This window comes from Corynebacterium sp. KPL1818 (genome assembly GCF_000478135.1).
Taxonomy (GTDB): Bacteria; Actinomycetota; Actinomycetes; order Mycobacteriales; family Mycobacteriaceae; genus Corynebacterium; species Corynebacterium accolens.
The window spans coordinates 614,864-641,146 of record NZ_KI515758.1; the positions used below are offsets into that span (position 1 = coordinate 614,864).

General features: G+C 55.9%; 28 protein-coding genes and 1 pseudogene. 19 read left to right on the forward strand and 10 right to left on the reverse strand.

Annotated elements, in window-relative coordinates; genetic code table 11:
• Positions 1 to 51: 51 nt before the first annotated feature.
• A complete protein-coding gene (locus HMPREF1261_RS02830) occupies positions 52 to 411 on the forward strand; it encodes a helix-turn-helix transcriptional regulator (protein WP_023016478.1) in 360 nt (119 codons plus the stop codon).
• Positions 408 to 2,300 (forward strand): cation-translocating P-type ATPase, encoded by a 1,893-nt coding sequence (locus tag HMPREF1261_RS02835; RefSeq protein ID WP_023029896.1) that lies wholly within the window; start codon positions 408 to 410, stop codon positions 2,298 to 2,300. Before HMPREF1261_RS02830 ends, HMPREF1261_RS02835 begins: the two co-directional genes overlap by 4 nt.
• Before the next feature lie 477 nt (positions 2,301 to 2,777).
• Here the strand turns inward: HMPREF1261_RS02835 and HMPREF1261_RS02840 are convergent, their stop codons facing one another.
• On the reverse strand, positions 2,778 to 4,016 hold the full coding sequence (locus HMPREF1261_RS02840; protein ID WP_023029897.1) for an IS256-like element IS3506 family transposase: 1,239 nt from the start codon (positions 4,014 to 4,016) through the stop codon (positions 2,778 to 2,780).
• A gap of 84 nt (positions 4,017 to 4,100) precedes the next feature.
• Positions 4,101 to 4,838, reverse strand: coding sequence for an NAD-dependent epimerase/dehydratase family protein (locus HMPREF1261_RS02845; protein WP_232018321.1), 738 nt, complete (start codon positions 4,836 to 4,838; stop codon positions 4,101 to 4,103).
• Between the two features lie 82 nt (positions 4,839 to 4,920).
• On the opposite strand from HMPREF1261_RS02845, the gene HMPREF1261_RS12320 reads away from it, so the two are divergent.
• From HMPREF1261_RS12320 to HMPREF1261_RS02875, 10 genes and pseudogenes are all read left to right on the forward strand, one after another.
• A complete protein-coding gene (locus tag HMPREF1261_RS12320) occupies positions 4,921 to 5,253 on the forward strand; it encodes a transposase (protein WP_198012716.1) in 333 nt (110 codons plus the stop codon).
• 198 nt (positions 5,254 to 5,451) lie between these two features.
• On the forward strand, positions 5,452 to 5,613 hold the full coding sequence (locus HMPREF1261_RS13245; protein ID WP_369707756.1) for a hypothetical protein: 162 nt from the start codon (positions 5,452 to 5,454) through the stop codon (positions 5,611 to 5,613).
• Between the two features lie 71 nt (positions 5,614 to 5,684).
• Positions 5,685 to 5,942, forward strand: a complete 258-nt coding sequence (locus HMPREF1261_RS13250) for a hypothetical protein (RefSeq protein WP_284643540.1) — start codon at positions 5,685 to 5,687, stop codon at positions 5,940 to 5,942.
• Between the two features lie 22 nt (positions 5,943 to 5,964).
• Positions 5,965 to 6,159: pseudogene (locus HMPREF1261_RS13255) on the forward strand (integrase core domain-containing protein); the annotation flags it as partial.
• Positions 6,160 to 6,231: 72 nt separating this feature from the next.
• Positions 6,232 to 6,915, forward strand: a complete 684-nt coding sequence (locus tag HMPREF1261_RS02850; RefSeq protein ID WP_005276246.1) for a LysE family translocator — start codon at positions 6,232 to 6,234, stop codon at positions 6,913 to 6,915.
• Between the two features lie 106 nt (positions 6,916 to 7,021).
• On the forward strand, positions 7,022 to 7,669 hold the full coding sequence (locus HMPREF1261_RS02855; RefSeq protein WP_232207992.1) for a LysE family translocator: 648 nt from the start codon (positions 7,022 to 7,024) through the stop codon (positions 7,667 to 7,669).
• A gap of 9 nt (positions 7,670 to 7,678) precedes the next feature.
• The gene (locus HMPREF1261_RS02860; RefSeq protein WP_005276253.1) at positions 7,679 to 8,008 is read left to right on the forward strand and encodes a YbjQ family protein; all 330 of its coding nucleotides are present in this window, start codon (positions 7,679 to 7,681) and stop codon (positions 8,006 to 8,008) included.
• A 57-nt stretch (positions 8,009 to 8,065) separates the two neighbouring features.
• The gene (locus HMPREF1261_RS02865; protein ID WP_023029899.1) at positions 8,066 to 8,347 is read left to right on the forward strand and encodes an RNA-binding S4 domain-containing protein; all 282 of its coding nucleotides are present in this window, start codon (positions 8,066 to 8,068) and stop codon (positions 8,345 to 8,347) included.
• Complete coding sequence (locus tag HMPREF1261_RS02870; protein WP_023029900.1) at positions 8,348 to 9,175, forward strand: VOC family protein; 828 nt, start codon at positions 8,348 to 8,350, stop codon at positions 9,173 to 9,175.
• A gap of 20 nt (positions 9,176 to 9,195) precedes the next feature.
• The gene (locus HMPREF1261_RS02875) at positions 9,196 to 9,525 is read left to right on the forward strand and encodes an MGMT family protein (RefSeq protein ID WP_023029901.1); all 330 of its coding nucleotides are present in this window, start codon (positions 9,196 to 9,198) and stop codon (positions 9,523 to 9,525) included.
• Here the strand turns inward: HMPREF1261_RS02875 and HMPREF1261_RS02880 are convergent.
• Entirely contained in the window at positions 9,509 to 11,134 is a 1,626-nt protein-coding gene (locus HMPREF1261_RS02880; RefSeq protein WP_023029902.1) for an amidohydrolase, read from the reverse strand. The two genes, HMPREF1261_RS02875 and HMPREF1261_RS02880, sit on opposite strands and share 17 nt — an antisense overlap.
• Positions 11,135 to 11,337: 203 nt before the next feature.
• On the opposite strand from HMPREF1261_RS02880, the gene HMPREF1261_RS12945 reads away from it, so the two are divergent.
• Both HMPREF1261_RS12945 and HMPREF1261_RS12950 read left to right on the forward strand, forming a co-directional pair.
• Complete coding sequence (locus tag HMPREF1261_RS12945; protein ID WP_232207974.1) at positions 11,338 to 12,003, forward strand: MFS transporter; 666 nt, start codon at positions 11,338 to 11,340, stop codon at positions 12,001 to 12,003.
• A complete protein-coding gene (locus HMPREF1261_RS12950; RefSeq protein WP_369707748.1) occupies positions 11,894 to 12,679 on the forward strand; it encodes an MFS transporter in 786 nt (261 codons plus the stop codon). The genes HMPREF1261_RS12945 and HMPREF1261_RS12950 overlap by 110 nt, the downstream gene beginning before the upstream one ends.
• Here HMPREF1261_RS12950 and HMPREF1261_RS12840 read toward each other — a convergent pair.
• The gene (locus HMPREF1261_RS12840) at positions 12,676 to 13,020 is read right to left on the reverse strand and encodes a helix-turn-helix domain-containing protein (RefSeq protein ID WP_198012705.1); all 345 of its coding nucleotides are present in this window, start codon (positions 13,018 to 13,020) and stop codon (positions 12,676 to 12,678) included. The genes HMPREF1261_RS12950 and HMPREF1261_RS12840 overlap by 4 nt on opposite strands.
• 413 nt (positions 13,021 to 13,433) lie before the next feature.
• Complete coding sequence (locus HMPREF1261_RS12135; protein ID WP_023029906.1) at positions 13,434 to 14,168, reverse strand: PucR family transcriptional regulator ligand-binding domain-containing protein; 735 nt, start codon at positions 14,166 to 14,168, stop codon at positions 13,434 to 13,436.
• A 146-nt stretch (positions 14,169 to 14,314) separates the two neighbouring features.
• On the opposite strand from HMPREF1261_RS12135, the gene gabT reads away from it, so the two are divergent.
• Positions 14,315 to 15,643, forward strand: coding sequence for a 4-aminobutyrate--2-oxoglutarate transaminase (gene gabT, locus HMPREF1261_RS02895; protein WP_034657856.1), 1,329 nt, complete (start codon positions 14,315 to 14,317; stop codon positions 15,641 to 15,643).
• A 28-nt stretch (positions 15,644 to 15,671) separates the two neighbouring features.
• Here the strand turns inward: gabT and HMPREF1261_RS02900 are convergent, their stop codons facing one another.
• The 3 genes from HMPREF1261_RS02900 to HMPREF1261_RS02910 all read right to left on the reverse strand — a co-directional run bounded on the left by HMPREF1261_RS02900 (position 15,672) and on the right by HMPREF1261_RS02910 (position 19,477).
• A complete protein-coding gene (locus HMPREF1261_RS02900) occupies positions 15,672 to 16,724 on the reverse strand; it encodes a histidinol-phosphate transaminase (protein ID WP_023029908.1) in 1,053 nt (350 codons plus the stop codon).
• Between the two features lie 103 nt (positions 16,725 to 16,827).
• The gene (locus tag HMPREF1261_RS02905) at positions 16,828 to 18,153 is read right to left on the reverse strand and encodes an amino acid permease (protein WP_023029909.1); all 1,326 of its coding nucleotides are present in this window, start codon (positions 18,151 to 18,153) and stop codon (positions 16,828 to 16,830) included.
• Positions 18,154 to 18,223: 70 nt separating this feature from the next.
• On the reverse strand, positions 18,224 to 19,477 hold the full coding sequence (locus HMPREF1261_RS02910) for a M20 family metallo-hydrolase (protein WP_023029910.1): 1,254 nt from the start codon (positions 19,475 to 19,477) through the stop codon (positions 18,224 to 18,226).
• 167 nt (positions 19,478 to 19,644) lie between these two features.
• Here HMPREF1261_RS02910 and HMPREF1261_RS02915 point away from each other — a divergent pair, with 167 nt between their 5' ends.
• Positions 19,645 to 20,913 (forward strand): helix-turn-helix domain-containing protein, encoded by a 1,269-nt coding sequence (locus HMPREF1261_RS02915; RefSeq protein ID WP_023029911.1) that lies wholly within the window; start codon positions 19,645 to 19,647, stop codon positions 20,911 to 20,913.
• Positions 20,914 to 20,920: 7 nt separating this feature from the next.
• Here HMPREF1261_RS02915 and HMPREF1261_RS02920 read toward each other — a convergent pair whose 3' ends face one another.
• Positions 20,921 to 22,576: a thiamine pyrophosphate-dependent enzyme gene (locus HMPREF1261_RS02920; protein ID WP_023029912.1), complete on the reverse strand. Its 1,656-nt coding sequence runs from the start codon at positions 22,574 to 22,576 to the stop codon at positions 20,921 to 20,923.
• Between the two features lie 130 nt (positions 22,577 to 22,706).
• Here HMPREF1261_RS02920 and HMPREF1261_RS12340 point away from each other — a divergent pair, with 130 nt between their 5' ends.
• From HMPREF1261_RS12340 to HMPREF1261_RS12145, 3 genes are all read left to right on the forward strand, one after another.
• Entirely contained in the window at positions 22,707 to 23,606 is a 900-nt protein-coding gene (locus HMPREF1261_RS12340; RefSeq protein ID WP_023029913.1) for a LysR family transcriptional regulator, read from the forward strand.
• A gap of 58 nt (positions 23,607 to 23,664) precedes the next feature.
• The gene (locus HMPREF1261_RS12955; RefSeq protein ID WP_005276281.1) at positions 23,665 to 23,835 is read left to right on the forward strand and encodes a hypothetical protein; all 171 of its coding nucleotides are present in this window, start codon (positions 23,665 to 23,667) and stop codon (positions 23,833 to 23,835) included.
• Positions 23,836 to 23,907: 72 nt separating this feature from the next.
• Positions 23,908 to 24,756, forward strand: a complete 849-nt coding sequence (locus HMPREF1261_RS12145) for a hypothetical protein (RefSeq protein ID WP_232207976.1) — start codon at positions 23,908 to 23,910, stop codon at positions 24,754 to 24,756.
• A 17-nt stretch (positions 24,757 to 24,773) separates the two neighbouring features.
• On the opposite strand, the gene HMPREF1261_RS02935 is transcribed toward HMPREF1261_RS12145, so the two are convergent.
• On the reverse strand, positions 24,774 to 26,105 hold the full coding sequence (locus tag HMPREF1261_RS02935) for a hypothetical protein (RefSeq protein ID WP_023016505.1): 1,332 nt from the start codon (positions 26,103 to 26,105) through the stop codon (positions 24,774 to 24,776).
• Positions 26,106 to 26,283 lie beyond the last annotated feature (178 nt).

The window sequence follows — 26,283 nt, forward strand, 5'->3', positions numbered from 1 at the left end:
GTTAGTTCAGCCCATTTTAAATAGTTCACCGAACACTGTATAGTTCAGCATATGCTGACTATTGCTTCGCGCCTCGACGTCATGAACCGGCTCGGCCGGGCCATGGCTGATCCGACGCGCTCCCGAATCCTGATAACCCTACTAGACGGTCCGAGCTACCCGGCTGTGCTCTCGCAAAGCTTGGATCTGACCCGCTCGAACGTTTCGAACCACCTGTCTTGCCTGCGCGATTGTGGCATTGTCGTCGCTGAGCCGGAGGGCCGTAAAACCCGCTACGAAATCGCCGATCCGCACCTCGCGGCAGCGCTCGAAGCGCTAGTCAACGCGACACTGGCCGTCGACGAGAATGCCCCCTGCATCGACACTGAGTGCTCGGTGCCCGGCTGCGGCGAGAAAGGAGCGGACGTATGAGTTCAGCATGTGGATGCGAACACGAACCCGCCACGGAGATCGACGAGCTCGATCGGCCATGGTGGAAGGACCCTGAGCTACTGCTGCCGATCTTCTCCGGCGTAGCCCTCATAACAGGACTGGCGCTGGACTGGTCCGACTTGGAGACGCCCGCGACGGTACTGTATTGGGTTGGGCTGCTGTTGGGCGCTTACACGTTCGCGCCTGGAGCGATCCGGAACCTTGTCATGAAGCGCAAGCTCGGCATTGGCTTGCTAATGACGATCAGCGCGGTCGGTGCGGTGATCCTCGGATTCGTCGGAGAGGCCGCGGCGCTAGCGTTCCTGTACTCGATCGCCGAGGCACTGGAAGACAAGGCGATGGACCGGGCCCAAGGCGGACTGCGGGCGCTGTTGAAGCTGGTACCGCAGACCGCGACGGTGCTGCGCGACGGCACAGCGGCCGAGGTCGTAGCGAAGGACCTCGAGGTTGGCGAGCTAATGCTCGTGCGCCCCGGGGAGCGGATCGCCACGGACGGCATCATTCGGTCCGGGCGCTCCAGCCTTGACACCTCAGCGATCACCGGAGAATCCATTCCGGAGGAGGTTGCGCCCGGCGACGAAGTGCCTGCGGGAGCGATCAACTCCGCCGGGGTGCTGGAGGTCGAGACGACCGCAGCTGGAACGGACAACTCGCTGACCACACTCGTGGACCTAGTCGAGCAAGCGCAGGCGGAAAAGGGCGACCGCGCCCGGATCGCCGACCGGATTGCCCAACCCCTAGTGCCCGGGGTGATGATCCTGGCGGTGCTGGTCGGCGTTATCGGCTCGCTGCTGGGCGACCCTGAGACGTGGATCATCCGTGCGCTGGTAGTCCTGGTCGCAGCGTCGCCGTGCGCGCTGGCAATCTCCGTGCCGCTGACGGTCGTGGCCGCGATCGGCGCGGCCAGCCAGTTCGGAGTGGTTATCAAGTCCGGCGCGGCGTTCGAGCGACTCGGCGGCATCCGTCACCTGGCAGTGGACAAAACCGGAACCCTTACCCGCAATCAGCCTGAGGTTACCGGAGTGGTCCCGGCAGACGGATTCGATCGGCCGCAGGTGCTTTCCTTCGCGGCAGCAGTTGAGCAGCAATCGACACACCCCCTCGCTGCGGCGATCGCGGCAGCGGGGCCCGAAGCGCCCACCGCCTCGGACATCAGCGAGGAAGCTGGGCATGGCATCGGCGGCACCGTCGAAGGCCGACGGGTGCTGGTGGGCAGCCCCCGATGGATCGACGCCGGGCCACTGAAAGCAGACGTTGAGCGCATGGAGTCCGAGGGCCAGACCTGCGTCCTGGTCACCGTCGATGACGCTCTCGCCGGGGCGATCGGGGTCCGTGACGAGTTGCGGCCCGAGGTGCCCGAAGCCGTGCAGGCCCTGCACGCCAACGACGTGGAAGTAAGCATGCTCACCGGCGACAACTCTCGCACCGCCCGGGCGCTGGCTGGAATCGCCGGAATCGACGACGTGCGCGCCGAGCTGCGCCCTGAGGACAAGGCAAGCATCGTCGCCGAATTCTCCTCCAAGACGCCGACGGCGATGATCGGCGACGGCATCAACGACGCGCCGGCACTGGCGGGTGCGACGGTGGGCATAGCGATGGGAGCGACCGGCTCTGACGCCGCGATCGAGTCCGCTGACGTCGCCTTCACCGGCCACGACCTCCGGCTAATCCCGAAGGCGCTGCAGCACGCCCGCCGAGGAAGCAGGATCATCAACCAGAACATCGTGCTGTCTCTGGCCATCATCATCGTGTTGATGCCACTGGCGATCAGCGGCGTGCTGGGCCTGGCCGCCGTCGTGTTGGTTCACGAGGTCGCCGAAGTGATCGTGATCTTGAACGGCCTGCGGGCTGCGCAAGCGAAGCGCTGAGGCTGTGACCGGCAAGTCTCATAAGGGTTAAACCACACGCCGAGCGGACACACCTTGGGCCAGGAACGTCATTCGAGTTCACGGTCCGTCTCCGTGGAATTGGGATCGTACCCGGTGGCCTGTCCGTTCTCGGTGCGTGTGGGCACGGGGGCTGTGGGCGAGCCACCACCCGGCACGTGCCCCAGCCGGTCAAGGGCCCCGAGCGCTTGGCGTCTCCAGTGCAGATCGTGGAAGGATCGAACTTGCTCAGGGACCAAGCGTCACTGCGAGACTCTTTTCGTCCCGCAACTTGAATAGTTCAGCGGCCTTGATACCACGGACATCTATTCAGAGTGCTGTCGAGTCTCATCGACACAGCCCGCGACTACCTGGGCAGTGTGTTTGACAAAAGACCCCACCCTCATCAGCGTTGAGTCAAGTCCCGTGTAGTGGTGTAGCCGTTTGTGCTTTCGGCTCGATATGAAGTTCGGGGTTTGGTTAGGCGGTTAGCTGGTGGTGGTCGTCACGATGTTCTTCTGGGTGGTGCATGAGGTGTTTGGTGTGTTCGAGTGCGGTCAGTGACATGTAGCGTTTTTGTTGGATCCAATCGTCGTGTTGCTCGGCTAGGACCGCACCGACAAGCCGGATGATGGATTCACGGTTTGGGAAGATGCCGACGACGTCGGTGCGCCGGCGGATCTCTCGGTTTAACCGTTCTGTGGGGTTGTTTGACCACACCTTCGTCCAGACTGGTTTCGGAGCTGCGGTAAACGCCAGCACTTCATCGAGTGATTCCTCCAAATACGCCGCGACGTGAGGGAATTTCGGCTCCAGCAGGTCGACGACTTCGCGGGCTTGTGCCCAGGTGGATGTGGCGTCAGGTTGCTGGAAGATCGTCTGGAACATCGCAGAGACCATCGGCCATTGTGTTTTCGGGACCTTTTCGTAGAGGTTCTTCGCGAAATGGGTGCGGCACCGCTGCCACGACGCATTGGGCAGCACTTCGGAAATGGCGTGCTGGATGCCTTCGTGGGCATCACTGGTGATAAGGAATACCCCGGTAAGTCCGCGGGCTTTTAAGTCCTGGAAGAAGCCTTTCCACGACGCGTTGGATTCCGCGGTGGCGACGTGCATGCCGAGCATTTCGCGGTACCCGTCGGCGTTGACTCCGGTGGCAAGCAGCACTGAACATTTGACCACCCGGCCGCCTTCACGGACTTTGATCGTGAGCGCGTCGCACGACACAAAGGCGTACCCGCCGGGGTCTAGTGGGCGATTTTTGAAGTCTGCGACCATGTCGTCAAGTTCTTCTGACATGCGTGAGACTTGCGATTTCGACATGCTGGAAATCCCAAGTGTTGCCACCAGATCATTCATCCTGCGGGTGGAAACCCCTTTGAGGTAGCACGTGGCGATCACAGTCGATAAGGCCCGTTCTGTACGCGTACGGCGCTCTAACAGCCAGTCTGGGAAGAACGCACCGTGGCGCAGTTTCGGCACCGCCACGTCGATCGTGCCGACACGGGTGTCAAGGTCGCGGTGGCGATACCCGTTGCGGTGGTTGACCCGCTCGGTGGAGACAACTCCGTATTCGGCGCCGCAGACGGTGTCAGCCTGGGCGGAGAGGATCTGGTTGATAAACCCTTGCAGCATCTGGCGCATCAAATCCGGAGATGCTTGGGCGAGCAGATCATCCAGATAGGCTGTCGGGTCGATAGAATGCGGTGCAGCGGTCATCGTCATAGGCCTTTCGGTGAGATGTGGTAGTTGAGTCGAAAGGTTAACTGGCGGTGGCCGCCCACTACTTTCCGGGGCCCACCATCAGCAAGCGTTACACCACACTAGTGGACGTAACCGTTCCGTAGCCTCCGATGCGGTTAACTCACGCGAAATCTTGAACACATCGGACAAGGAAGTAGCAAACCCCGTAGCGTTAAAGGTTCCGAAAGTCCCAACTTCTGCAGACTCAACTATCCAGCCTGCAAGGTCTTTCACATCAATCATAGCGACGGGAAACGCCGGGTCTGGGACGATCACGTTCTCACCTGTGGGATGCGCGAAGCGCCACGGATAGTAACCACTGCGCCCTGTTTCGTCGCCGTAGCCGGCGATCAGACCGGATCGAACTACCATTACCGACCGATTTGTGCTGCGATAAATCGTTTCGCAAGCAGACTTTGCGGCTGGGTACTGCCCCATGTTCTTCATGTAGTCAATTTCAAGCGGAGCGACTACGGAATCAGACTCAGAAGAAATACTTCCTTGATCCTCATATACGCTGCTCGAGGACACAAATATACGATGCTTGGCCTCGAGTTTCGCCGCCGCATCCCGCGCATGCTTCGGCTGACTCGTCAGATCCACAATGGTGTCCCACGTTTTCCCCGCAACCTCATCGTACGCACCGTCACGGTCACGGTCCGAACTCACAAAGTCAGTTCCGTTGGGAACCTTCCCGTTACCCCTTGCAAGGCAAGTAACTTCATGTCCTCGCTCGACTGCTGCAGTCGCTATGTGTCCTCCAAGGAAACCGGTACCACCGAGCAATAAAAAGTTCATGTCACTAGTTGTGCACGAAACCTTCTCACACGTGAAGTGTCCCAGGTTTTGTTCCGTTTGAGTAGATGGGAAAATCTGGAATATGCCAAGAAAATTTGACCAAGATGCGAAGGACCGTGTGGTCCGTCTTGTAGAGGATCGTATCTTGGCGGAAAACATGTCGATGCGCCCCGCGTGCCAGGCAGTAGCTGCAAAGTTGGGGTTTCATGGCACACGGCTCGTCTATGGACTTAAGTCTGCTCGTCGTGCGGGAAACACCCCAGAACCTGTTCCTGAAGATTTGGCTGCCGAAAATGCCAGGCTACGCCGTGAAAATCACCAGCTTCGAGATACCAATGAGTTGCTGAAGGCTGCGTCAGCTTTTTCGCCTCACGACCAGGCCCCAAGCCTCGATTATGATCCGGTTCATCGATAAATACCGCAATCATTTCTCTGTCGAGTTCATCTGCAAGACGTTGAAAAATAACCGGGCTGGCGGGTTTATCACCTCGCGTGGTTATCGCCAGTCCAAAGCCCGAGGGCTTAAGTGCTCGTCGCCTTCGTGACGGTTGTGCTAATTGAACGCATTGGTGCTGTTCATCGGGATAATGACGGTGTCTTAAGCGTGCGGGAAATGTGGCATGCACTTGACCGTGACGGAATAGATATCGGTCGTGAACACGCTACCCGGCTGATGCGCCTAGCCGGTGTTTCTGGCAAAGGCAAAGGCGGATCACCTATCACAACCCGTACACCTCAACGTGCCGGATCTGCGCCCAGACTTGGTGGAGCGTGAGTTCAAAGCCCAGGGCCTTAAACAGGCTGTGGGTGGCCGACATTACCTACGTGCGTACGAAGAAAGGCTTTGTGTACACCGCGTTTGTCACTGACGTTTACTCCCGACGGATCGTCGGATGGGCATTATCGGACTCGATGCGCACTTCAGGCATTACCGCTGCAAGCACTCAACCAAGCGACCCAAGTGTGCGAGGGAAACAACAGGTCTTATTCACCATTCGGATCACGGCTTATAGTACGTCAGCGTTGTCTACAACCAGCGACTTGCCCAGCACGGGATTGTCGCTTCTACTGGGACTGTCGGTGACTCCTACGACAATGCTCTAGCTGAAAACGTAACGGCTCTTACAAGAACGAGCTCATCCATACTCGCAGGTGGAATGACGTTGTCGAGGTAGAAATCGCGACATTCGAGTGGGTGTCATGGTGGAACGAGACAAGGATCCACCAAAGCCTGGGATACCGAACCCCGGCCGAGGCGGAAACCGAATTGTGGAAGAAAAACCCGCAACAGGGAATAATAGAAATCAAGGCAAATGCCTAGGAACAAAACTCGGGACACTTCACTACTATTATTTACAGACTGAAACCTCTATCTGGTACAAGGATCTAGTTCATGACCATTTCCTCACTTCTTACCCTGATGGGGATTTGGCTCGCGGCTTTGGTGTCTCCGGGCCCGGATATCGTGCAGGTCATCCGCGTGGCCCCACGATCCACGCGCGCCGGGCTATTGTGCGCGGTGGGGGTATTTAGCGGGACGGTCTTTTGGATTGTCGCCTCCCTGGCCGGGTTATCGGCGCTAATTACGGCGCGGCCGGGCGTGCTGAGCATCTTGCAATTGCTCGGTGGGCTTTTCTTGCTGTACATGGGCGTATCGTCCCTGCGCAGTGGGTTAGCCGCGCGGCGCGCACCCGCCCGCGAGGTGGACACGGAAGACTATGCGGACCAGGCGCGGGCGGCTGGCGATGCCGACGTCGAAGACATGACCAACTGGCGGGCCTTCAAGCTGGGGCTGGTGACTAACCTGTCGAACCCCAAGGCTCTTGTATTTTTCGGTGCGGTATTCGCCCAATTCATCCGCCCGGATATGTCCGTGGGGTGGACTATCGCGGTGGCGTTAATCCTCGCGGCCATGTCCTTCGCGTGGTTTTCCGCCTTTGCGCTGCTCGTGCGCGCGGCCGCGCGGTGGACGGCGCGGTATTCCGCCGGCATCGATATGGTCTCAGGCCTCGTCTTTGGCCTGCTCGGTGTGGTGATGGCCGGGGAGGGCGCCACCGCGCTGCTGAAGTCACAGTAGTTACCTGTTTCGCTGCAGGTGAGACACTTCCTACAGTTGAATGCGTTAGTAAAAATGCATACGAATGTGGAGGTGTTAGGTGGCTATAGGTGCCCTTGTGACCCTGATGGGCGTATGGTTCGCGGCCATGGCTTCGCCGGGGCCGGATGTAGTGCAGATTATCCGCCTGGGTGCGCGGTCCACCCGCGCGGCGGTGTGGGTGGCCATTGGCAGCACGACAGGCCTTGCCCTCTGGACCATCGCGTCGCTCGCCGGGCTTTCGGCATTGATCTCTACGCATGAGGGCATCCTGGTGCTCCTGCAGGTCCTAGGCGGCAGCTATCTGCTGTGGATGGCCTATAGCGCGATTTCCTCCGGCCTGCGGGAACGGCGCGCACCCGCCACCGTCGTGGGCACGGAAAAGCAGGCACCCCAACCGCGCGGATTCACCCCGGACGGCATCATCAAGGCAAAGACGGCCTACCGCATGGGGTTGGTCTGCGATCTTTCCAACCCCAAGGTGGTCATCTTCTTCGGCGCCATCTTTGCCAATTTCATCGACCCAGGAATGGGCGTGGGCGGAAACGTCGTCGTCGCCGCGGTACTGGTACTGGAAAGCTTGGTGCTCTTCGTCGGCGTCGGCTTGAGCACGCGCGCGGTATCGAAGTGGATGGCCAAGAACTCGGCGTGGGTGGACATCGTCAGTGGCATCGTCTTCCTGTTCCTCGGCGTGGTTATCCTCTTTGAAGGCATCCGCGGGCTTATTGCGATGTAGCCTGAAGTTATGATTTTTACTACCACAAATACCGTCGACGGTTATGAAATCACCAAATACCTGCGCATCATCGCTGGTGAGACCGTTACCGGTATCAATATGCTCAAAGACTTCGGGGCATCGATACGCAATATCACCGGCGGTCGCGCCTCTGGCTATGAAAGCGAAGCCATCAAGGCCCGCGAGGCGGCGTTGGATGAATTGTGGCGCCGCGGCCAGGAATTGGGCGCCGATGGCGTGGTGGGCATCGCCTTCGACTATTCACCAATGGGCACCAATAATGACATGCTCTTGGTCACCGCCACGGGCACGGCGGTCTCGCTGCGCGCGCGTGACTAAGTTTGTCCACCCCCACCCATAGCCGCGCGGGAACGGGCTCTGGGTAAGCTGGGCGGCATGCTTGAGGTTGCAATTTCTGGCGAGTCCATCAAATTGGGCCAGTTTATTAAACTGGCTAGCTTGGTCGGCACCGGTGGTGAAGCCAAGGAACTTATCGCAGAAGGTGCGGTGACGGTCAACGGTGAAACCGAAACCCGCCGCGGCGCCACGCTGCAGATTGGCGATGAGGTGTGCATCGAAGGCACCTGCGCGTGCGTGGGCGAGCCCGACGATGATGACTATTTTGATGAAGCCACCGCAGACGATGACTTTGATCCGGAAAAGTGGAGGAATCTATAAATGCCCGCATTTGAAGCCGAAGTAGGCATGCCCTACTGGATCGATCTGACCACCTCGGATCCGCGCAAGTCCGCCCACTTTTATGAGCAGGTCTTGGGCTGGGAAATCTCTGCCGAGTCCCAGGAGGAAAACCCCTACCAGATGGCGCGCCTGCAGGGCCTTCCCATCGCTGGCCTCATCCCACAGCCGGACGAGGCGCCGATGCCGGATACGTGGATGACCTATTTCCTCTCCAAGGACATCGACGGCGATTGCCAGCGCACGGAGAACCTCGGCGGGCGCATCTTGGCTGCGCCCCAGCCCGTGGAATTGGGCCACATGGCCTTGCTTGCCGATGCCGCCGGTGGCATGTTCGGTCTCATCCAGCCCTCCGGCCCGGAGCACTTCGTTGCCGGTGGCGAACCCGGCACCCCGGTATGGCACGAGCTGACCGCCACAACGCGATTCCAGCAGGCCATGGACTTTTATGGCGAGCTATTCAACTGGGAGATTCGCGCCATGGAGTCCGAGGACGAGAATTTCATTTACGCCACCGCGGAAGAAGACGGCGCCCCGTTTGCAGGCTTGTGGAATGCCGAAGGCCAGTTCCCACCCCAGGTGCCAAGCTTCTGGCAGACCTACCTAGGGGTGCGCGATATCGATGCCGCCGCCAAGAAAGCGGTAGAGCTCGGCGGTGAAATCATCCGTGAACCATGGGATTCCCCCTTCGGGCGCATGTGCTTGCTCGCGGATTCCACTGGGGCGACCATCACCCTGACCGAGGTCGAAGACGCCCCCGAGGATGAACCCACCGAATCCGATGACGTGCTCAACCCCACCAGGGACTAAGCGCGGGGAAAGAGGCGTTTATGTCAGACTCCTCTGATTTGGCACAGCGCGTGCTAGCCATAGTGGCCATTATCCCGCCCGGCAATGTGTCCTCCTACGGGGAGGTGGCAAAACTCGCCGGGTGCGGGGCCCGCAATGTCGGCACCGTGATGAATAAGCACGGTGGTAACGCCGCCTGGTGGCGCGTGGTCCGCGCCAATGGTGCCTGCCACGATCCCGTTCGCGCGGAAGAATACTGGGACCGCGAGGGCATCGAGCACTCCCACGGGCGCGTCGCCATGCATAAGCACGGCATGGATGCGCGGGACCTAAGCGAATTATTGGGCGATGACGCTATGCGCGATGAATGATTTCTCCACCACGCATAGTTGCATTAATCGGAATAGTAGATAGTTCCTCAGTCGGGGTTTCAAGCGGGTTGTGTTGCAAGAAGGTGATATCTGCAAGGAATCCTTCTTCAATTTTGCCCTTGTGTCCACTCCAACCGGTAGCACGAGCGGAACCAATCGTATAGGCATCGATAGCTTGCCGTACGCTTATGCGCTCAGCAGGGGAATATGCATTATTAGAAGAGGTCAATCTTTCTACAAAAGATTGAATTACCTTTAATGGGGCCCCTTCAGCTACAGGTCGGTCAGAACTTCCAGGCAGCACAGCGCCGGCATCTAGTAACCTCTTAGCTGGGTAAGAATCTTTAACTCGGTCCGGCCCCAAGAGCTCTGCCATGCTATCGCCGAAAGCCTTAATGAAATGTGGCTGAGGGGCTAATGCGATATCGAGTTCTGCGATGCGTTGTACCTGTGCATCAGTGGTGACCCCACCATGCTCGATGCGGTGAGGAATGGTAGGGCGGCCATAAGCGGCGGTTGCCTTGTCGATGGTGTCGATAGCGAGGTCTACGGCAGCATCGCCGAGTGCGTGCATGGCTAAAGACCAACCAGAGGCGGCAGCACGCAGTGCGCTGGCTTGCATGGCTTCTGGGTCGTGCTGGAAATAACCGGAATTTCCCGCACACTGACAATAGTCATGAGTCATAGCCGCCGTCGTCCCGAGGATGGACCCATCTGTGAAAATTTTCGTAGGTCCAATTTGTAGGCGGTTGTCTCCCAATCCCGTGCGCATTCCGGTATCGAGGGTCAGAGCTTTTGGATCATCGGCGTGATGGGGAAGGTCGTGCAAGGCGTCTAGTGTGATCATCGTCTGTACACGGTGTCGTAAAAGATTATTGTCTCGAGCATTTTGATAAGCCTGCAGTTCAAGCGGGGAATGCCCAATCCATCCACCGGCAATTCCTGCATCGGTGACAGAGGTAAGGCCTTCTGCGGCATAGACCTTGGATGCCGCCGCTAATGCCTTTTCCAAGTGAGGAAGGGACTTCGGCTCGAGGAGCTCATTAATCGGGCGCATAGCATTTTCATCTAGTACTCCAGTAGCCTTTCCGCTTTCATCCACATTGATGGTTCCCCCTTCGATCTTTTGTTCAGGGTGGGTGCCAATGCCGGCGCGTTCTAAGGCCTCAGAGTTCACTGTTATTGCGTGCCCCGAATTGTGTTTTATAAGGAGGGGCCGCCCCTTGGTAATGGAATCGAGGGTATTGATATCGAGGGGGCCGTCATTCAACAGATGTGGGTTAAAGCCCGAGGCGATGATCCACTCACCCTCAACCTCATCGAGTGATCGCTTTAGGGCGTCATACACGGTGGAACATTTACGCGCATCAGCAAGGCTAATCTCTAAGAGGGTTTCGCCGAACCATACCGAGTGCGCATGGACATCGTTGAAGCCAGGTAGGGCATAGCTTCCTTCGGCATCGAATTCTGTGTGAGCTGAGGAAGCGAAAGGGGCCTCTCCCGCTGGGGCAATATTGGCGATTTGTTCCCCGAAAACGGCGATATCGTATAGCCTGTTCGTCTCCGTTAAGGGCAGATGAACATTGCGGATAATAGTGCTGAACTGCATCGTAACTCCCTATGGTTGCTTGGGTCACACCCTAACAGGTGGGAAATCTTCAGGGGGAGGGATTGCCGGTAAAGCTCGTTGAATTGTGCATTTATCCAATATGAAGATGATTATATTGTAAAAAATTAGGTTTGTTATAAGTTTATTTGCGCTGGGTCACAGTCTGTATAAAGTGTTGGCCAAGCTAATGAACGGAGAAAAAGTTGTCCGAACCACACAAAACGGCCCTTTCTGGGACGCACCAGAACGAGGAAAATATAAGTGAGGAAGTCGTAAGCCAAGATATGGGACGGATTGCCTTATCGGCATTCGTCGGTACTGCCTTGGAATGGTATGACTTCTTCTTATTCGGTACAGCTTCGGCTCTGATTTTTAATCACCTATTTTTTGCATCAGGGGACCCGGCAACCGCGGCGTTGGCATCCTTTGCCACTTTTGGTGTGGGATTTTTAGCTCGTCCGCTAGGCGGCGTGCTGTTTGGTCAAATGGGCGACAGATGGGGACGCCGCCCCGCATTGATTCTTTCCATTGTGGTTATTGGTACTGCAACTGGGCTGGTAGGTGTCCTCCCAGATTACTTTGCCATAGGCATCGCCGCGCCTATCCTGCTGACATTGTTACGGCTTCTGCAAGGTATTGCAGTTGGTGGTGAATGGGGTGGCGCGACCACGCTCGCTATCGAACACGCACCGGAAGAGAAGCGCGCTCGTACAAGTCGGTTCGCCTGCAGGTACATTGCTATCCTCCGGTGCTTTTGCCTTGGTCTTTATGCTGGACGATGCCCAAGTAGATTCTTGGGGTTGGCGAATTCCATTCCTTGCAGCTTTCCCTTTGCTCGGGGTAGCGCTATGGATTCGTATGCAGGTTGAAGAATCTCCTGTATTTCGGGCCTTGGAAAATGAAGCAGAAAGCGCACCAAAAGGTTCGCTCAAGGAGCTGTTTACTCAATGCGCGCCTCAGCTTTTGTGGTCGACTCTCGCTGCGCTTTTGGGTATCGGTGGATTCTTCGTGATGAACACATACGTGCTGAGTTATGGTTCTTCGGCGCTTGGGCTAGAAAGGCAGTCATTGGTCAATGCGACTGTCTTGGCCGCTGTATTCCAGATACTCATCTTGTTCTTTTTAGGCCGCCTTGCAGAGAGGATTGGCAGCAGTCGAGTGGTTGTCTTCGGCGGCATTTTAACCGCTATTGCGGCATGGCCATTGTGGCTAATGATCGACACTGGGAATATGGCATTGGTAACGGTGGCCATCGTTTTGGGGATTTGCTTTGCCACCATTCCTTATTCTGTTATTGGTGTGTTATTGGGACAAATGTTCCCAGCCAATCTTCGTTATTCCGGAATGGCTATTAGCTACAACGTATCAGGGGCAATCTCGGGGCTTTTGCCACTCATTGCTACTTGGTTGAACTCCTTTTATGAAGAACAATCCATAGTTCCAGCCATTATCATCCTCATCATTATTGCTCTTGCGACTGCCCTCGGTGGGTTCATGGGAGGCCGTCACCAACGAAGCGATGATGTGCAGGTTCGGGAGAGTTAGTCGCTGACCACTAGGAGTAGGAGCTCAGCGCTAACAATCGGATCTGCGAGGTCGACTCCGCAGAGTGCTTGAATTTTTCCGATTCGGGCGCGCACGGTATGTCGGTGGACCGCGAGGCGTTCCGAGGCGGAAGCGATTTGAGAGCCAGCGAGCAAGAATGCTTGAAGAGTGGGAAGTAGTTGTGTGCCGTGCTTGGTATCGTAATCAGCTAAGACATCTATGGTGGTGCGGCGGCGTTTTTCTAGTGCCTCGCGGACGTACGGGTTATGTAGCCAATCTGGTGCGGGTGATGAGTAGACGCCGCTCGTCCCGCGGTCAAGGCTATGTGCATGTTTATTCATCTGCGCTATTAGCTCGGGATTGACTTCGCGCCAGGGTATTCGCGGAAGGATTGAAACACGCACTGTTGGAAGATTGGGTGCGGAAAGTACTTTTTCCTGCGATACATCGTCTGCGGGGGCGGTGACGATTAGAGCAGCCGAGTTATCTACGGGCAGGTGGAAGTAATTGGTTCCGCCTTGTGCGGTCGTATGTTTTAGTGAAGCTAGGACTCGCCGTAACTGTGCTGGGGTGTCAGCGCACACTAAGTAAGCGGTGACGTTATCGGATGTGGAGAGTGTTGAAAATGCAGCCTCTAGGAGCATTGGCACTGAGGATTCCAATTGCACAGCTAGGGCTAGCTGTCCCAAAAGGTCCTGTGCAGTGGACCACGGGGGCTGCAGAAGCAAGCCAGCTAGCCCGACTACATGTCGGATTAGCGCGCGGTCAAAAGAGCCTTTTTTTCGGTGGCGCAGACTGTGAGCCCGTAACGATGCTGGGAATTGCTCTGGAAGTAGGTAGTTACCGTGGATAGGTTCCCTGAATTTTTAGAGTTCACAGAATGTGCCGTTGACGGTGAGTCCGAGACAGAGAAACTGGAATCATTCGTTGTTTTCAACGCATCGAGTCCTTGATACGTAGCACTTGCAATCTCAATGCCCTGGGCATCGGTGAGGGTGACTGCGGCGTGTAGCTCTTTTCCGGCATGAGTTATGAGCGAATTAATGCCTTGGGTCGCAGCACGATTTAATCGCTCTTGTTGGCGCTCAAATACGCGTCGTTGTTCTTGGTCTTGGCGGGTGAACTCCGCATTTACAGCGTTGATGATGGATATGAACGGAATGGCACGGGGGACCTCAAATAGCGTAAGGCCATGGTCTATGCATGCGCGTTCTAGCTCGGGAGGCACCTTAGAAAAAACCAAGCCGGTTCCGAATCCGATGCCGTGTACACCGGCCGAGGCCAGCGTGCGTGCGTAGAGAGAGAAGTCCGCCGGGGAGTGTTCAAAGGCCAGACCCAAGGTAAGGACGACTGCTCCTTCCTTGGTGAATTCGGTGGGATTTTTAAGTTCACTGGCTTGGACCGTGGTGAAAGACTGGTGTGGAGAATGAAGCGGGCGCAGTTGTAGTTTGCTTTGGTGAAAAAGCCAGGTAAAAGTACTGGTGCTCATAAAAGTCTCGCTTGCTGTCGGAGTAGCTATACGGTCTGTATATCACAGTGGGAAATTTCCACCATAGTGTACGTAGAGGAGAATCTATGTAGGCGGTCACAATGTATTTAGACAGGTTGAAAATCACTGTGTGGAAAGGACACGATATGCGAGAGCTTGAATACCGTTTGGAGCAAACGCGCAAGGTAGAGGGACAGCTCCCTGGCCCAAAGAGTGCTGAATGGGATGCCCGGCGTAAGGCTGCACTGCCGGCTGGGCTCAATCCAGGTTTGCCTGGCTACGTGGTGGATGCCGATGGCGGAATCCTTGTAGACGCAGATGGAAACCGATTCATCGACTTGGCTTCCGGCATTGCAGTGACCTCTGCGGGCGCCTCTAATCCGGCGGTTGTACAGGCAGTACAGGAGGCGGTCGGGCATTTCACTCATACGTCTTTTCCCATCTCACCGTATTCTTCTTATATCGAAGTTGCGGAAAAGCTCAACTCGGTGACGCCCGGTGATCACGAAAAGCGCACCATCCTATTTAATTCTGGAGCGGAGGCTGTAGAAAACGCGGTCAAGATTGCCCGCAATTACAGTGGTAAAACCAGTGTGGCCGTGATGGACCGCGCGTTCCACGGCCGCACCAACCTCACTATGGCGATGACCGCCAAGCAAAGCCCTTATAAGTCAGGGTTTGGGCCATTTGCGCCGGATGTCTTCCGCGCACCGATGTCTTATCCGGTTCGCGATGGCCTTAGCGGAGAAGAAGCCGCAAAGCGCACTATTACTACTTTGGAACAAGAGATCGGTGCCTCTAATTTGGCTTGTGTGGTCATCGAGCCGATCCAGGGTGAAGGCGGCTTCGTTGTTCCTGCGGAAGGTTATCTTCCCGCCATTGTTCAGTGGTGTAAGGATAATGACGTCATCTTTATCGCAGACGAAATCCAGGCTGGCATGATGCGCACTGGTACCTGGTTTGCTAGTGAACATGAGGGCATTGTCCCCGATATGATCACTACTGCGAAGGGCATTGCCTCTGGTATGCCGCTTTCTGCTGTAACTGGGCGTGCCGAAATTATGGATGCTCCGCAACCAGGCGGCCTTGGCGGCACCTATACCGGTAACCCGGTGGCCTGTGCAGCTGCTTTGGCCACATTTAAAGAATTCGAAGAAAAAGACTTCGGTGCCCGTGCCACCCGCTTGGAAGACATTGCGCGAGAGGAACTGGCAGAGCTTATCAAGGATGAGCGTGTTGCCGACTTCCGCGGTCGCGGCGCGATGCTGGCACTGGAGTTTGTCACAGCGGATGGTGAGCCGGACCCGGAGTTGGTGCATAAGATTGCCGCCGCTGCGAAGGAGGAAGGAATTCTTATATTGACCTGTGGTCTTGACCACAACGTCATTCGCTTCCTGCCTTCGCTGGCTATTCCAGAGCACTTGTGGCGCGAGGGCTTGCAGGCGGTCGTGGACAAATTTCACGAATTTAAGTAAAGCCGGTTTGGCCTTTGTACCACCCGGCCTAGTCGCCGGTTTCCCCTTCCCAAGGCTGGATACCGGCGCGCTCCCAAGCGTTGAGGAAGGCTGTTGTCTCTTCCTCGGTGGTGATGGAAACGCGCACGCCCTCATCGAGGTAACGGCGGATAATAATGCCTTCCTCCGAAATCTTTCGCTCTACTTCTTTAGCATCACCTCGTGGTAGCCAGACGAAATTGGCGCGTGATTCGGGAACACCGAGGGCCTGTGCCACGCGGGTGCGCTGACGTTTGGTTTCATCCACGCGTGCATCCAGCTCATCTTGAGCATGAAGTGCGGCGATAGCGCCCAGCTCGCCCATGTAGCTGACAGTGAGTGGCAAGGCGAGGAGATTGAGGGCATCGACAAGCTCGGGTGATGCCATGCCATAGCCCACGCGCGCGCCTGCAAGACCAAAGGCTTTGGAGAAAGTCCGAGCACCAATAAGATTTGGGTAGTTCTGAATCTCCTTGGCCGCATTTGGGCTATCCGGATCATCGTTATATTCCCAGTAGGCTTCATCTAGGAGAACCACAATGTCCTTCGGTACCCGAGCCATGAAGTCTTCGAATTCTTCCTGGCTAATGGTGGTGCCGGTGGGATTATTAGGGTTGCACAGGATGATAAGGCGCGTTCTATCGGTGATTGCATCGATTACTGCATCGAGGCCTAGTCGGTCATCATGTGTAAGCGGAGTCATTATGGGTTCGGCGCCAGCCATGCGCACATACAGCGGATAGGCTTCAAAAGAGCGCCATGGAAAGATGACTTCGTCGCCGGTATGGCAGGTAGCCATCACCGCCTGCTGCACAATGGCAGATGCTCCTGGGGCTACCGCGATGTTTTCTTCTGGTAGGCCCAGATAAGTCGATAGTTCCGCTCGCAGTTCTGGTGAGCCATTGATTTGGTACCGATTCGCCACAGAAGCCGCCTGCGTCATAGCCCCCAGAACGGATGGAAGGGGTGGATTTGGAATTTCATTTGCAGAAAGCTTGAGCTTATTTGGCTCAGTTTTACCGGGCTTGTAGTCGGGGAATTTGTGCAAATCATCGCGTAGCATCGTAGTGCTTCTCCTTAAAATCGAATGTCAGCAGTGGAGAGATCGACGTTGAAATATAATGACAATCTTTTGAATTGACAAGGACGGAGAGGGAAGGAGGCCTTTAAATCAGGTTCCAGACCGTTACGGCCATAATGACAAGGCCCATTCCAAAGACGAAGTAATTCCAGATATCATCCTTGAACTGGGAATAGTCATCAAACTTCTTAAACATGTAGACGGGCAGTAGGTATACCAAGAAGGCAACGAAGATGCCACCGACCACGGAAATCATGTCCACGATGGAAGGGTTATAGACGGACACTAAGGTGGTAGCCGTAAACACAATGATGTAAATGATGTTGAGCAAGGTACGGCGGGACACCTTATTTGCCAATCGAGGTACAGCGATGCGCAGCAAATATTCAGTGCCTTCCTCAGAGCCCAACATGTGCCCAAAGTAAGAAGAGATGATTGCGCACATGGTGATAATCGGTGCCATGTAGGCCATGAACTGGGAGCCCGTTATGTTCGCAAAATAGGACAACACGGGGATGTTTTGCTCGGTCGCTTCCTTCATACCGTCTGCGCCCAGGGCTAGTACACATGACCAGACGAAGGACATGGTGAATACGACGAGCAGAGCGGCAGTATAGACCTCCGTGCGGGAGACATGTTTTTCCGTCTTATCGCCGTAAGTGGGCTGCATATCTACGGAGAATTGTGAAAGCGCTGCCATGTGGGAAAAGGAAAAGACCAGGACTGGCAGAATTAACAGAATCCCTTTCAGGATGCTTAAGCCACCGTCTTCATACTCAAAGTGGATAAAACTTTGGATATCCCATTTTGGAATCAAATAGAACGAGGTGGCAGCCAGGGTGATGATGAGCGGGTAGACCAGTATTTGCGCTAGCCACAGCATGGGTTTGCGGCCAATGGCAAAAAGGCCAGTCATGATGCCAACGCAGACGATAGATAGTACCCACCGGTTAATGCTGGGGCCATCGAGCTGGTTGACAATGAAACTGTCGACCACGTTGGTGATGCTGATGCCATAAATGAGCACCGTTGGGACGATGGCCAACCAATACAAAATGGCGATGAAAAGTCCACCATTGCGACCTAAGTAATGGCGTACAAGTTCCAGGACATCTTTGCCGTGCTGTTCTTTTGGGGCACCGCTGACGATCCGAGCATAAGTCCGGTGAGAAAAGTAAACCAGAGGGAAGATGAAAACTGTGGCAAATACCAGCGGCCAAAAGCCAAACGAACCGGCGTTAAGCGGCAAGAAAAGAATGCCGGCACCAACGGCGGTGCCAAACAAGGTGATTACCCAGGAAAGAGTGGAACCAGTCGTTTCGTCCTTTTGCTTTTGCTGCGAATTATCACCCGGCGAGGAAGGATTATCAGTGTTTTCTGTGTTCGCCGGATCGTGAATTGGGGTACTCATAATGGTCCTCAGTTATTAATTGGGGCGGATGGAATGAAAAGCCAGTCTTTTGACTGCCACGGTCCGCGATTTAAGCGTTAAGTGCGCCCTGGCATAGCTCAGTCAGGGTGGCTGTCATCATGCGCACGCCGTCTTCCATATCTTCATCTTTCGTAAACTCTGCCTCATTATGAGAGATGCCGTCTACGCTGGGGATAAAGAGCATGACGGTGGGGCAAGTATCTTTCATATTGGTCGAGTCGTGCCCCGCTACGGTTTGGACTTGTTCGTGCTTGAGGCCAAGCTCAGTGGCAACCGCATCGGCCAGGTGGACGCCTTCTGGTTGGTAAGGCGATAGCTTCCACTCATGCGTGGGGGTGAGTTCAATTTTTACCTTGGCTTCTAATTCGGCTTTGCTAACGATGTCGCGTACTGCCGCGTAGCCCTCATTGAGCGTGTCCCAGTCTGGGGAACGCAGGTCCAGGTTCATCTGCACTTCGCGGGCGATGGTGACTGGGGAATTGGGTAGGACTTTCATGGTCGAAACGGAGGCCTGCAGCGGGTGTCCTTCGCGGGCTTCGGCATAGCGGCGTAGTTCCGAAATCACAATGGAAGCACCAAAGAGTGCGTCTTGACGGTCCGCCAGAAGGGTGGATCCAGTGTGCCCCTGTTCGCCGCTGACAGTGACTTGGAATTTTTTGGCGCCCCACGTCTCAGCCACGAGCCCGATGGTGGCACCGGAGTTATCCATGCCGCGTCCCTGCTCGACATGGATTTCCGCATACGATGCGGCCTTGGGTGGGGTAAAGCTGCCGATGAACCCGTGGCGTTCCAGTTCAGAGCGGGCAGTGGTCCCATCCAGCGCAGTTGATTCATAGGCGCTGGTGAGATCCATCTTTCCGGTATAAACCGAGCTACCCATCATGGAAGGTGTAAAGCGCGAGCCTTCTTCGTTGAACCAATTGACCACCGCGAGATTATGGGTGGGGGTGAGCTCGCCAGCCGCCACTCGGCGCTTGACTTCAAGCGCTGCGTGGGCGGAAGCCAGGACTCCGTAAGAACCGTCGAAGCGCCCTGCTAGAGGTTGGGAATCCATGTGGGACCCAGTGAGTACGAAGTCAGCACCGTCTATGAAATTGAGCAATCCGTATTGGTTGCCAATCTCATCGTATTCGACGCGGAAATCGTGGCTTTCTAGCCAAGTGTGGAACCAGCGGCGTACGGCAGCATCCTCGTCGGTGGCTGCCTGACGGTCGATTCCGCCGCCTGAGGTGGCACCGAAAGAAGACATGGTATGAAAGTCTTCGATAAATTCCGGTGTGTCTTGTGTCGATGTAGCAGACATAAAAGGCTCTCCTCAGCTCTTTGTAGTGTGCATCACAAAGAAATACATTAGCGAGTAATATTACGTTTTATTAGTGAATTTGAGAAAATGATCGGTTATAGTGGCTTTCATTGTGCATTTGCACAAAAAGAGGTTGGAGAGAGCTGAGGCTGGTAATGGGAGGTGCAATGCCCGCAGAAAGCCTGGATACAGAGTGGAATGACCTCGTCCGCAGTATTGAAGGGGATGTGGGCACATTCGTCGATGAGTTCATCACGGAGTTTTTAGCACGCAGCCCCTACGGTGATATCGCCGTTGATGAGTCGGATTTGCGGGAAACTTCACGGGCGGTATTTACCGCATTGATTACTAAACTATGGGATGCTCCCCAGGGCGAGTCGGCCCTTCCTGCTGGCGAGCAAGCAGCGCTTGATAGGCGCTTACAGGAATTTGGCCGCTTGCGGGCACTGCAAGGGATTTCCATTACTGCGGTGGTAGAGATTATGCGCCTAGACTTCATCGTTCTTTGGCGCGGGCTAGCCAAGCGTTCCACCCCACAGACTCAACGTGCTCTAATCGCAAATGCAGAGCGGGTACAAGCTGCCGTTGATGAGATTTCTTCCCAAGTCAGGGTGGCATTTATGCAGCAACAAGCGGCAATGCGCAATGACGCAAGGGTCAGTGCACATCGTCACTTGGAAAGACTGTTTAATGCCCCAGAGCTAAGTCAGAACCAATTAGAGTCCATTGCCCAGGCCTTAGGGGCGGAACAGCATGAGGTTTATGATGTTCTCGTTGCTGGTCCCTCACACGCCGCCCAGTTGGAGCAGGCTTTGGCGCCGTATCTGGCGGCCGGTTTGGCGTGGGGTATTTATGTGCGCCAGGCTTTTTGCGCTTTTTACCCGGTTGCAACAGCACGAGGTAATGAGGCGGCACCAACGGCAAGTCCAGAGGCTGCAGACGCGTTAGCACCAGAGGAATCCTGTGTCTTAGATCGTGCCCGTGAGATGACTGCGAAGGCTGTTTCTAGCATTGTTCTGCCAGCCCAACGAGGGATCGGCGCAGTGCGCGCGTGTAGTGGCGGGCTTATTGATATGGCGGCGGCGGTAGAAGCCTCTGAGGTGATGCGGGATGCGGGGCCGATATTAGCCGAGGAAGCTTTGCCCATAGCCTTAAGCAGTTATGCGTATCATCTGCTTCCCGGCGGTACTGATAAGCCCGTAAACCGTATGGAGCGATTGCCGGACAAAGAACGCACCAAGTTGATTGATACAGTCACATCCTATTTTGCGGACGGTTCTATCAAAAGCACCGCCCGCGCGCTGGATTGTCATCGCAATACAGTCATTAACCGGCTCAAGCACTTTCATGGAGTAACAGGGTTATCACCATTAGTGCCTGCCGATGCGTTCTACATAGGAATGGTGCTCTATCGGCTAAAGCACCCTGTTAAATAGCGCGGTTTTATCGCGCCGCAGGCAATGACAGATCCTGATCGGTATACACATTGACCACGGCCGGAATGCCGTTATTTACTGCCGTCAAAGCGCGTTCGATGGCTCCGGCAACATCCGCGTCCGCATCCACTGATTCTCCATGGGCACCGTACCCTTTGGCGACGGCGGCAAAATCTGGATTAGCCAATTGCGTACCGGAAACACGGTCTGGGAAGTGATTCTTTTGGTGATCACGGATGGTACCGAATTCACCGTTGGTCATGATGACCGTCAAAAATGGTGCCCCGAATTGTACAGCCGTGGCAAGTTCCTGACCATTCATCAGGTATTCCCCGTCGCCGGCAATGGCAACCACGGGGCGTTCAGGGAATTGCAATTTCGCCGATACCGCACCTGGTACGGAATAACCCATCGACCCGTTGCGCGCTGCTAGTTGAGAAGGGTAGTGCTGGGTGGGCAGAAATTGTTGTGCCCAAATGCAGTGGTTACCCGCGCCAAAGGTAAAAATGGCCTCTTCCGGGAGCTGGTCTTGCAACGCCTTAATGACTGCTTCCATATGTGCAGTACCTGCAGAGGTTGCTCGCCAGTCCGACTCACTTGGAATGGTGGAGAACTCCTGGTGAGCGCGACGAGCGTTTTTAAACCACTCGGATTGCGCTGAAGATACCTCTCCGGTGGTGATGTTGTCGAGGGCTTCCGCCAAGGCAACGGGGGAAGCCAAGATATGGCGGCTGATGGCTCCGGAATGTCCACGTAGGCCGGTATCGATGTTGACCACGATATTTTCCGCATGGGGATCTTGGCGCAAGGTATATCCGTCGGAGGGGACATCGGTAAGCAAAGCTCCTACCTCCAGTAGCACATCGGCTTCAGAAAGGAGCTCTGCGGCCTGATCATTGCGGCCATAGCCCAACCAACCGGCATTGGCTGGCGAAGAAAAGGAGATGCGGTCGCTGGCGCGGAAATCGTGCACCACGGGAATCTGGTTGATTTCCGCGAACTTTTCGATCGCTCGCGCGGATTCTGGGGTCCACCGGCCGCCGCCGGCAAAAATTAACGGCTTTTTGGCAGCGGCCAGCTTTTCCGAAACATAAGCGGCATCCGCTGCAGAAACGGCCCCCTCCGTCACTGGGATGGGCGCTTCAATTTCGCCTTCAAAGTCCTGGTAGAGCACATCTTCTGGTAGTCCCACGATCACGGGGCCGGGACGGCCTTGCTTGGCCTGGAAGAAGGCTTCTGCCACGACGCGGGAGGCGCGCGTTGGATCATCGAGGACGAAAACCTGCTTGGCCTGAGTGCCAAACCACGCCTTAGGGTCGAATTCCTGGAAGGATTCACGGTCGCGGTCAGAGAAGGGGATGAGACCGACGAAGATAACCATTGGGGTGCCATCCTGCCAGCCGGTGTGGACTCCTACGAAGGCATTGGACGCGCCGGGGCCGCGGGTGACCATGGCAACACCGGGCTCGCCCGTAGCCTTGCCGTAAGCCTCTGCCATATAGGAAGCGCCGCCTTCTTGGCGGGACACGATCGCTTCTACAGGTGAGTTATACAGCCCGTCCAGGACAGGCAGGAAGCTTTCCCCAGGGACGAGGAATGCCCGAGGGGTGCCGTGGGCAGCCAGGGATTCGGCGATAGCGGTACCAACATGGCGACGAGTCATAGCAGTCACTCCTTAAAATTGTGCACTGAATTACTTCATTCATTATCCAAGTCTGATGCTATGCCTGTCTAATGCCTAAACCGCTGCTATTTTATTACCATTGCGCATAATCAATGCTTAAAATAGGTATGTGGATATACAACGCGTCAAATATTTCCTTACCCTGGCGGATTCGCCCACAGTCACCGCAGCGGCTTCTAAGCTCGGCATTACCCAACCGGCATTGAGCCGGCAATTGCGCCGCTTTGAAAAAGAGGTCGGTCTCGAGCTGTTGGAGCGGGGCGCGGGTGCAACTGGTTCTCCTGCTACCTCATTGCGGTTGAACGATACGGCTCGGTCACTTCTTCCCTCGTGCCGTCGCCTTTATGCTGAAAACCGAAGTACCGAACGTGCCGCAGAAGTCCTGCGGCAAGGTGTCGTAGAACGGCTAATTATTGCTGCAACACAAACTACGATTTCCACCATCGTGGCGCCTCTGATTGCTACCGCTCAAGAAGGTATTCCAGTGGTCACCACACAGCCGATAGAACACTATGCAGCATTTAATGCTTTGGAAGGCAATGCCGATGCCGTGGTGTCTCCATTGCCCCCACGAGATGACCTCTGCTTTCATGCGTTGGGGCAAGCCCCCATTCGCGCCTGGGTGCCGCCCAACTGTGCGTTGGCCGGGCGGGACAACGTGGATATTGCGCAGCTATCCCAACACAGATTGGCGCTTCCTAGCCACCGCAGCGTGTCCCGCACTCTGTTTGATGCCTTCCTTGGTACCGCAAGCGCCCCGCTCGGAGAGATGATTGAATGCGATGACACCGCCACCTTATTGGCGTTAGCTAAAGCGGAGAAGGCCCTTGCGATTTGTACTGCAATTGCCGAGGCTAACTTGGTACCGCTAAAAATTACTGCGGGCGACGAAAGCCTTCAGGGGGTACCGCTGTATTTGGTGTGGAATCCGGGCCATTTTGCTAGCGCGCAATTAGAGAAATTGGGCGATGCACTGCAGAACTATATTGCTGCGGCTACGACGGCCTAAAGCGATAGTCTGGGGAACGTAAGAATGGCGGACAAAATAGCGCCTCCTCCGCTGTGTTGTGGTTATAGCTGTCATCGTTGCTTGCGTATTTATTGCCGCGCAGTACGAACTAAACGCTTGGCGGATACAACAAGAGCGCTATGGGTGGGGCATCGAGCACTCCCACGGGCGCGTCGCCATGCATAAGCACGGCATGGATGCGCGGGACCTAGAAGTATTGCTGCAATAGATAGTACAATAGGGAAACTTTTTGCATTTATAGCCTGCGGCGATGTACATCCAGGGCTACGCTAAATGCGTTATGAAAAAGCTGGCAATAAGTTCTCTCGTTACCGCACTTTCCTTCGTGACCATCCCCGCTGCCCAGGCGGTCAGCCTCGATCCCCACTCCGTGCCCGCTCGCACGCAGATCACCGTCAGGCACGATTCCGGCGCCACCGTCTCTACCGCCAATAGTCATGAGTCCCGCCCGGCGCTATCCTTGAGCAAGATCTACCTGGGGTATTGGGTGCTCAAGTACGGTTCTGTTGCCGATAAAGCCCAGGTAGAACATATGATCCGCTATAGCGACGATAACGTGGCCAGCGATCTGGACCGCCGCTACCCGCAGGCCATTCCCAGCATCATCCAGGAATTCGGGCTGAGCGAGACCCACTATACCGGCTACTGGGGAACCACGCAGACCTCGACCGAAGATATCGCGCGGTTTACCGCGGAGATCCAGCACGACCCCATCGCTGCGCCCATTTTCGCGGGAATGGCCACCGCGGCTCCCGTGGCCGCGGATGGGTACCGCCAGGATTTCGGCACAGACCACATTCCCGGAGTATGGGGCACCAAATTCGGTTGGTCCGATGACCGCACCATCCACGCCTCCGTATCTACTGGGCATGGATTTACCGTAGCCGCTAATACGTATGGCGATGCGCAGACCCATACCGCGGATGTCACGCGCGGCATCGGCAATGCGCCGGTCGGCGGGTCCAGTGAGGCCATCGGCGCGCGCATCGAAAACGACCTCAACCTGCCAGAACCTGCGCAGCAGGCGCTTCGCGATGCCACCCGCACCGCCGCCGACCTTGAGCGCCAAGCGTGCGCGAACGCTAATCAAGCCCTGGCGCAGGTAAGCCAGGTGCGGGTCTGCCAATAAGCGCCGAGGGCTGGCCTTTAGATCAGGTTCCAGACGGTTACGGCCATGATGACAAGGCCCATGCCAAAGACGAAGTAATTCCAGATGTCGTTTTTGAATTGGGAATAATCATCGATCTTTTTAAACATGTAGACCGGCAGCAGATAGACCAAGAATGCCACGAAGATGCCGCCGACCACGGAAATCATGTCCATGATAGAAGGATTGAATACGGACACGAGGGTCGTTGCCACGAATACGATGACATAAATGGTGTTGAGCAGCGCGCGGCGCGAGAGCTTATTGGCCATGCGGGGAACGGCAATGCGCAGGAGGTACTCGGTGCCTTCCTCGGAACCAAGCATGTGCCCGAAGTAGGAAGAGATGATCGCGCACATGGTAATAAGCGGTGCCATATAACCAATGAACGGCGTGCCCGTGACGTTGGCGAAATAAGACAGCACCGGGATGTTTTGATCGGCTGCCTCCTTCAATCCGTCCGCGCCGAGCGCGAGGACGCAGGACCAGACGAAGAACATGGTAAATACCACGAGCATTGCGGCGGTATAGAGCTCCACGCGGGAGACGAATTTCTCCGTCTTCTTGCCGTAGGCCGGCTGCACGTCTACGGAGAACTGCGATAGCGCGGCCATGTGGGAAAAGGAAAAGACCAGAACCGGCAGGATGAGCAGAATACCTTTAAGGATTCCCCAGATACCGCCTTCGTATTCAACGTTAAGGAAGCTTTCGAAATCCCACTTGGGGATCAAGTAAATGGAGGTTGCCGCCAGGGCGATGATGAGCGGGTAGACCAGCATTTGGGCCAGCCACAGCATGGGGCGGCGGCCGATGGCAAAAAGGCCCGTCATGACGCCTACGCAGGCAATGGACAATATCCACCGATTGATACTCGGCCCGCCGAGCTGGTTGACGATGAAGCTATCGACCACGTTGGTGATGCTGATGCCGTAAATGAGCACCGTCGGCACGATGGCCAGACAGTACAATACTGCGATGAATAGGCCGCTATTGCGGCCCAGGTAGTAACGCACCAGCTCCAGGACGTCCTTGCCGTGCTGTTCTGGTGGCGCGCCGCTAACTATGCGGGCGTAGGTCCGGTGGGAAAAATACACCAACGGGAAGATGAAGACGGTGGCGAAGACGAGCGGCCAAAATCCGAAGGCACCTGCGTTGAGCGGCAAAAAGAGGATGCCGGCACCAACACCGGTGCCAAAAAGCGCGATGACCCAAGACAGGGTGGAGCCCACTGCCTTTTGCCGGTTGGCTTCCTCTGCGGAGTTTTCGGGAGCTGCCCCCTCTGTACTTTCCGTGCTGTTATCCGTGCGGGACTCGTAAGTTGGGGCATTCATGAAGGTCTTCAGTCCTTTAAGTGGAGGATAGGTGGCAAAAGCGCCTTGAAGCGAGTGTAGCGAATGTCACTACTAACATGTGCCATAAACCACATATTTATGCGCCCGGGAGAGCTTCGGAAGGCTAAGGCGTCCAAAGCAACCGCGTTTGTCCAAAAATCGAGGGAAATTTTGGCGG

Coding starts and splice junctions, on each gene's coding strand:
- HMPREF1261_RS02830 (WP_023016478.1), top strand. CDS start 52: ATGCTGACTATTGCTTCGCGCCTCGACGTCATGAACCGGCTCGGCCGG.
- HMPREF1261_RS02835 (WP_023029896.1), top strand. CDS start 408: ATGAGTTCAGCATGTGGATGCGAACACGAACCCGCCACGGAGATCGAC.
- HMPREF1261_RS02840 (WP_023029897.1), bottom strand. CDS start 4,016: ATGACCGCTGCACCGCATTCTATCGACCCGACAGCCTATCTGGATGAT.
- HMPREF1261_RS02845 (WP_232018321.1), bottom strand. CDS start 4,838: ATGAACTTTTTATTGCTCGGTGGTACCGGTTTCCTTGGAGGACACATA.
- HMPREF1261_RS12320 (WP_198012716.1), top strand. CDS start 4,921: ATGCCAAGAAAATTTGACCAAGATGCGAAGGACCGTGTGGTCCGTCTT.
- HMPREF1261_RS13245 (WP_369707756.1), top strand. CDS start 5,452: ATGTGGCATGCACTTGACCGTGACGGAATAGATATCGGTCGTGAACAC.
- HMPREF1261_RS02850 (WP_005276246.1), top strand. CDS start 6,232: ATGACCATTTCCTCACTTCTTACCCTGATGGGGATTTGGCTCGCGGCT.
- HMPREF1261_RS02855 (WP_232207992.1), top strand. CDS start 7,022: ATGGGCGTATGGTTCGCGGCCATGGCTTCGCCGGGGCCGGATGTAGTG.
- HMPREF1261_RS02860 (WP_005276253.1), top strand. CDS start 7,679: ATGATTTTTACTACCACAAATACCGTCGACGGTTATGAAATCACCAAA.
- HMPREF1261_RS02865 (WP_023029899.1), top strand. CDS start 8,066: ATGCTTGAGGTTGCAATTTCTGGCGAGTCCATCAAATTGGGCCAGTTT.
- HMPREF1261_RS02870 (WP_023029900.1), top strand. CDS start 8,348: ATGCCCGCATTTGAAGCCGAAGTAGGCATGCCCTACTGGATCGATCTG.
- HMPREF1261_RS02875 (WP_023029901.1), top strand. CDS start 9,196: ATGTCAGACTCCTCTGATTTGGCACAGCGCGTGCTAGCCATAGTGGCC.
- HMPREF1261_RS02880 (WP_023029902.1), bottom strand. CDS start 11,134: ATGCAGTTCAGCACTATTATCCGCAATGTTCATCTGCCCTTAACGGAG.
- HMPREF1261_RS12840 (WP_198012705.1), bottom strand. CDS start 13,020: ATGAATAAACATGCACATAGCCTTGACCGCGGGACGAGCGGCGTCTAC.
- HMPREF1261_RS12135 (WP_023029906.1), bottom strand. CDS start 14,168: ATGAGCACCAGTACTTTTACCTGGCTTTTTCACCAAAGCAAACTACAA.
- gabT (WP_034657856.1), top strand. CDS start 14,315: ATGCGAGAGCTTGAATACCGTTTGGAGCAAACGCGCAAGGTAGAGGGA.
- HMPREF1261_RS02900 (WP_023029908.1), bottom strand. CDS start 16,724: ATGCTACGCGATGATTTGCACAAATTCCCCGACTACAAGCCCGGTAAA.
- HMPREF1261_RS02905 (WP_023029909.1), bottom strand. CDS start 18,153: ATGAGTACCCCAATTCACGATCCGGCGAACACAGAAAACACTGATAAT.
- HMPREF1261_RS02910 (WP_023029910.1), bottom strand. CDS start 19,477: ATGTCTGCTACATCGACACAAGACACACCGGAATTTATCGAAGACTTT.
- HMPREF1261_RS02915 (WP_023029911.1), top strand. CDS start 19,645: ATGCCCGCAGAAAGCCTGGATACAGAGTGGAATGACCTCGTCCGCAGT.
- HMPREF1261_RS02920 (WP_023029912.1), bottom strand. CDS start 22,576: ATGACTCGTCGCCATGTTGGTACCGCTATCGCCGAATCCCTGGCTGCC.
- HMPREF1261_RS12145 (WP_232207976.1), top strand. CDS start 23,908: ATGAAAAAGCTGGCAATAAGTTCTCTCGTTACCGCACTTTCCTTCGTG.
- HMPREF1261_RS02935 (WP_023016505.1), bottom strand. CDS start 26,105: ATGAATGCCCCAACTTACGAGTCCCGCACGGATAACAGCACGGAAAGT.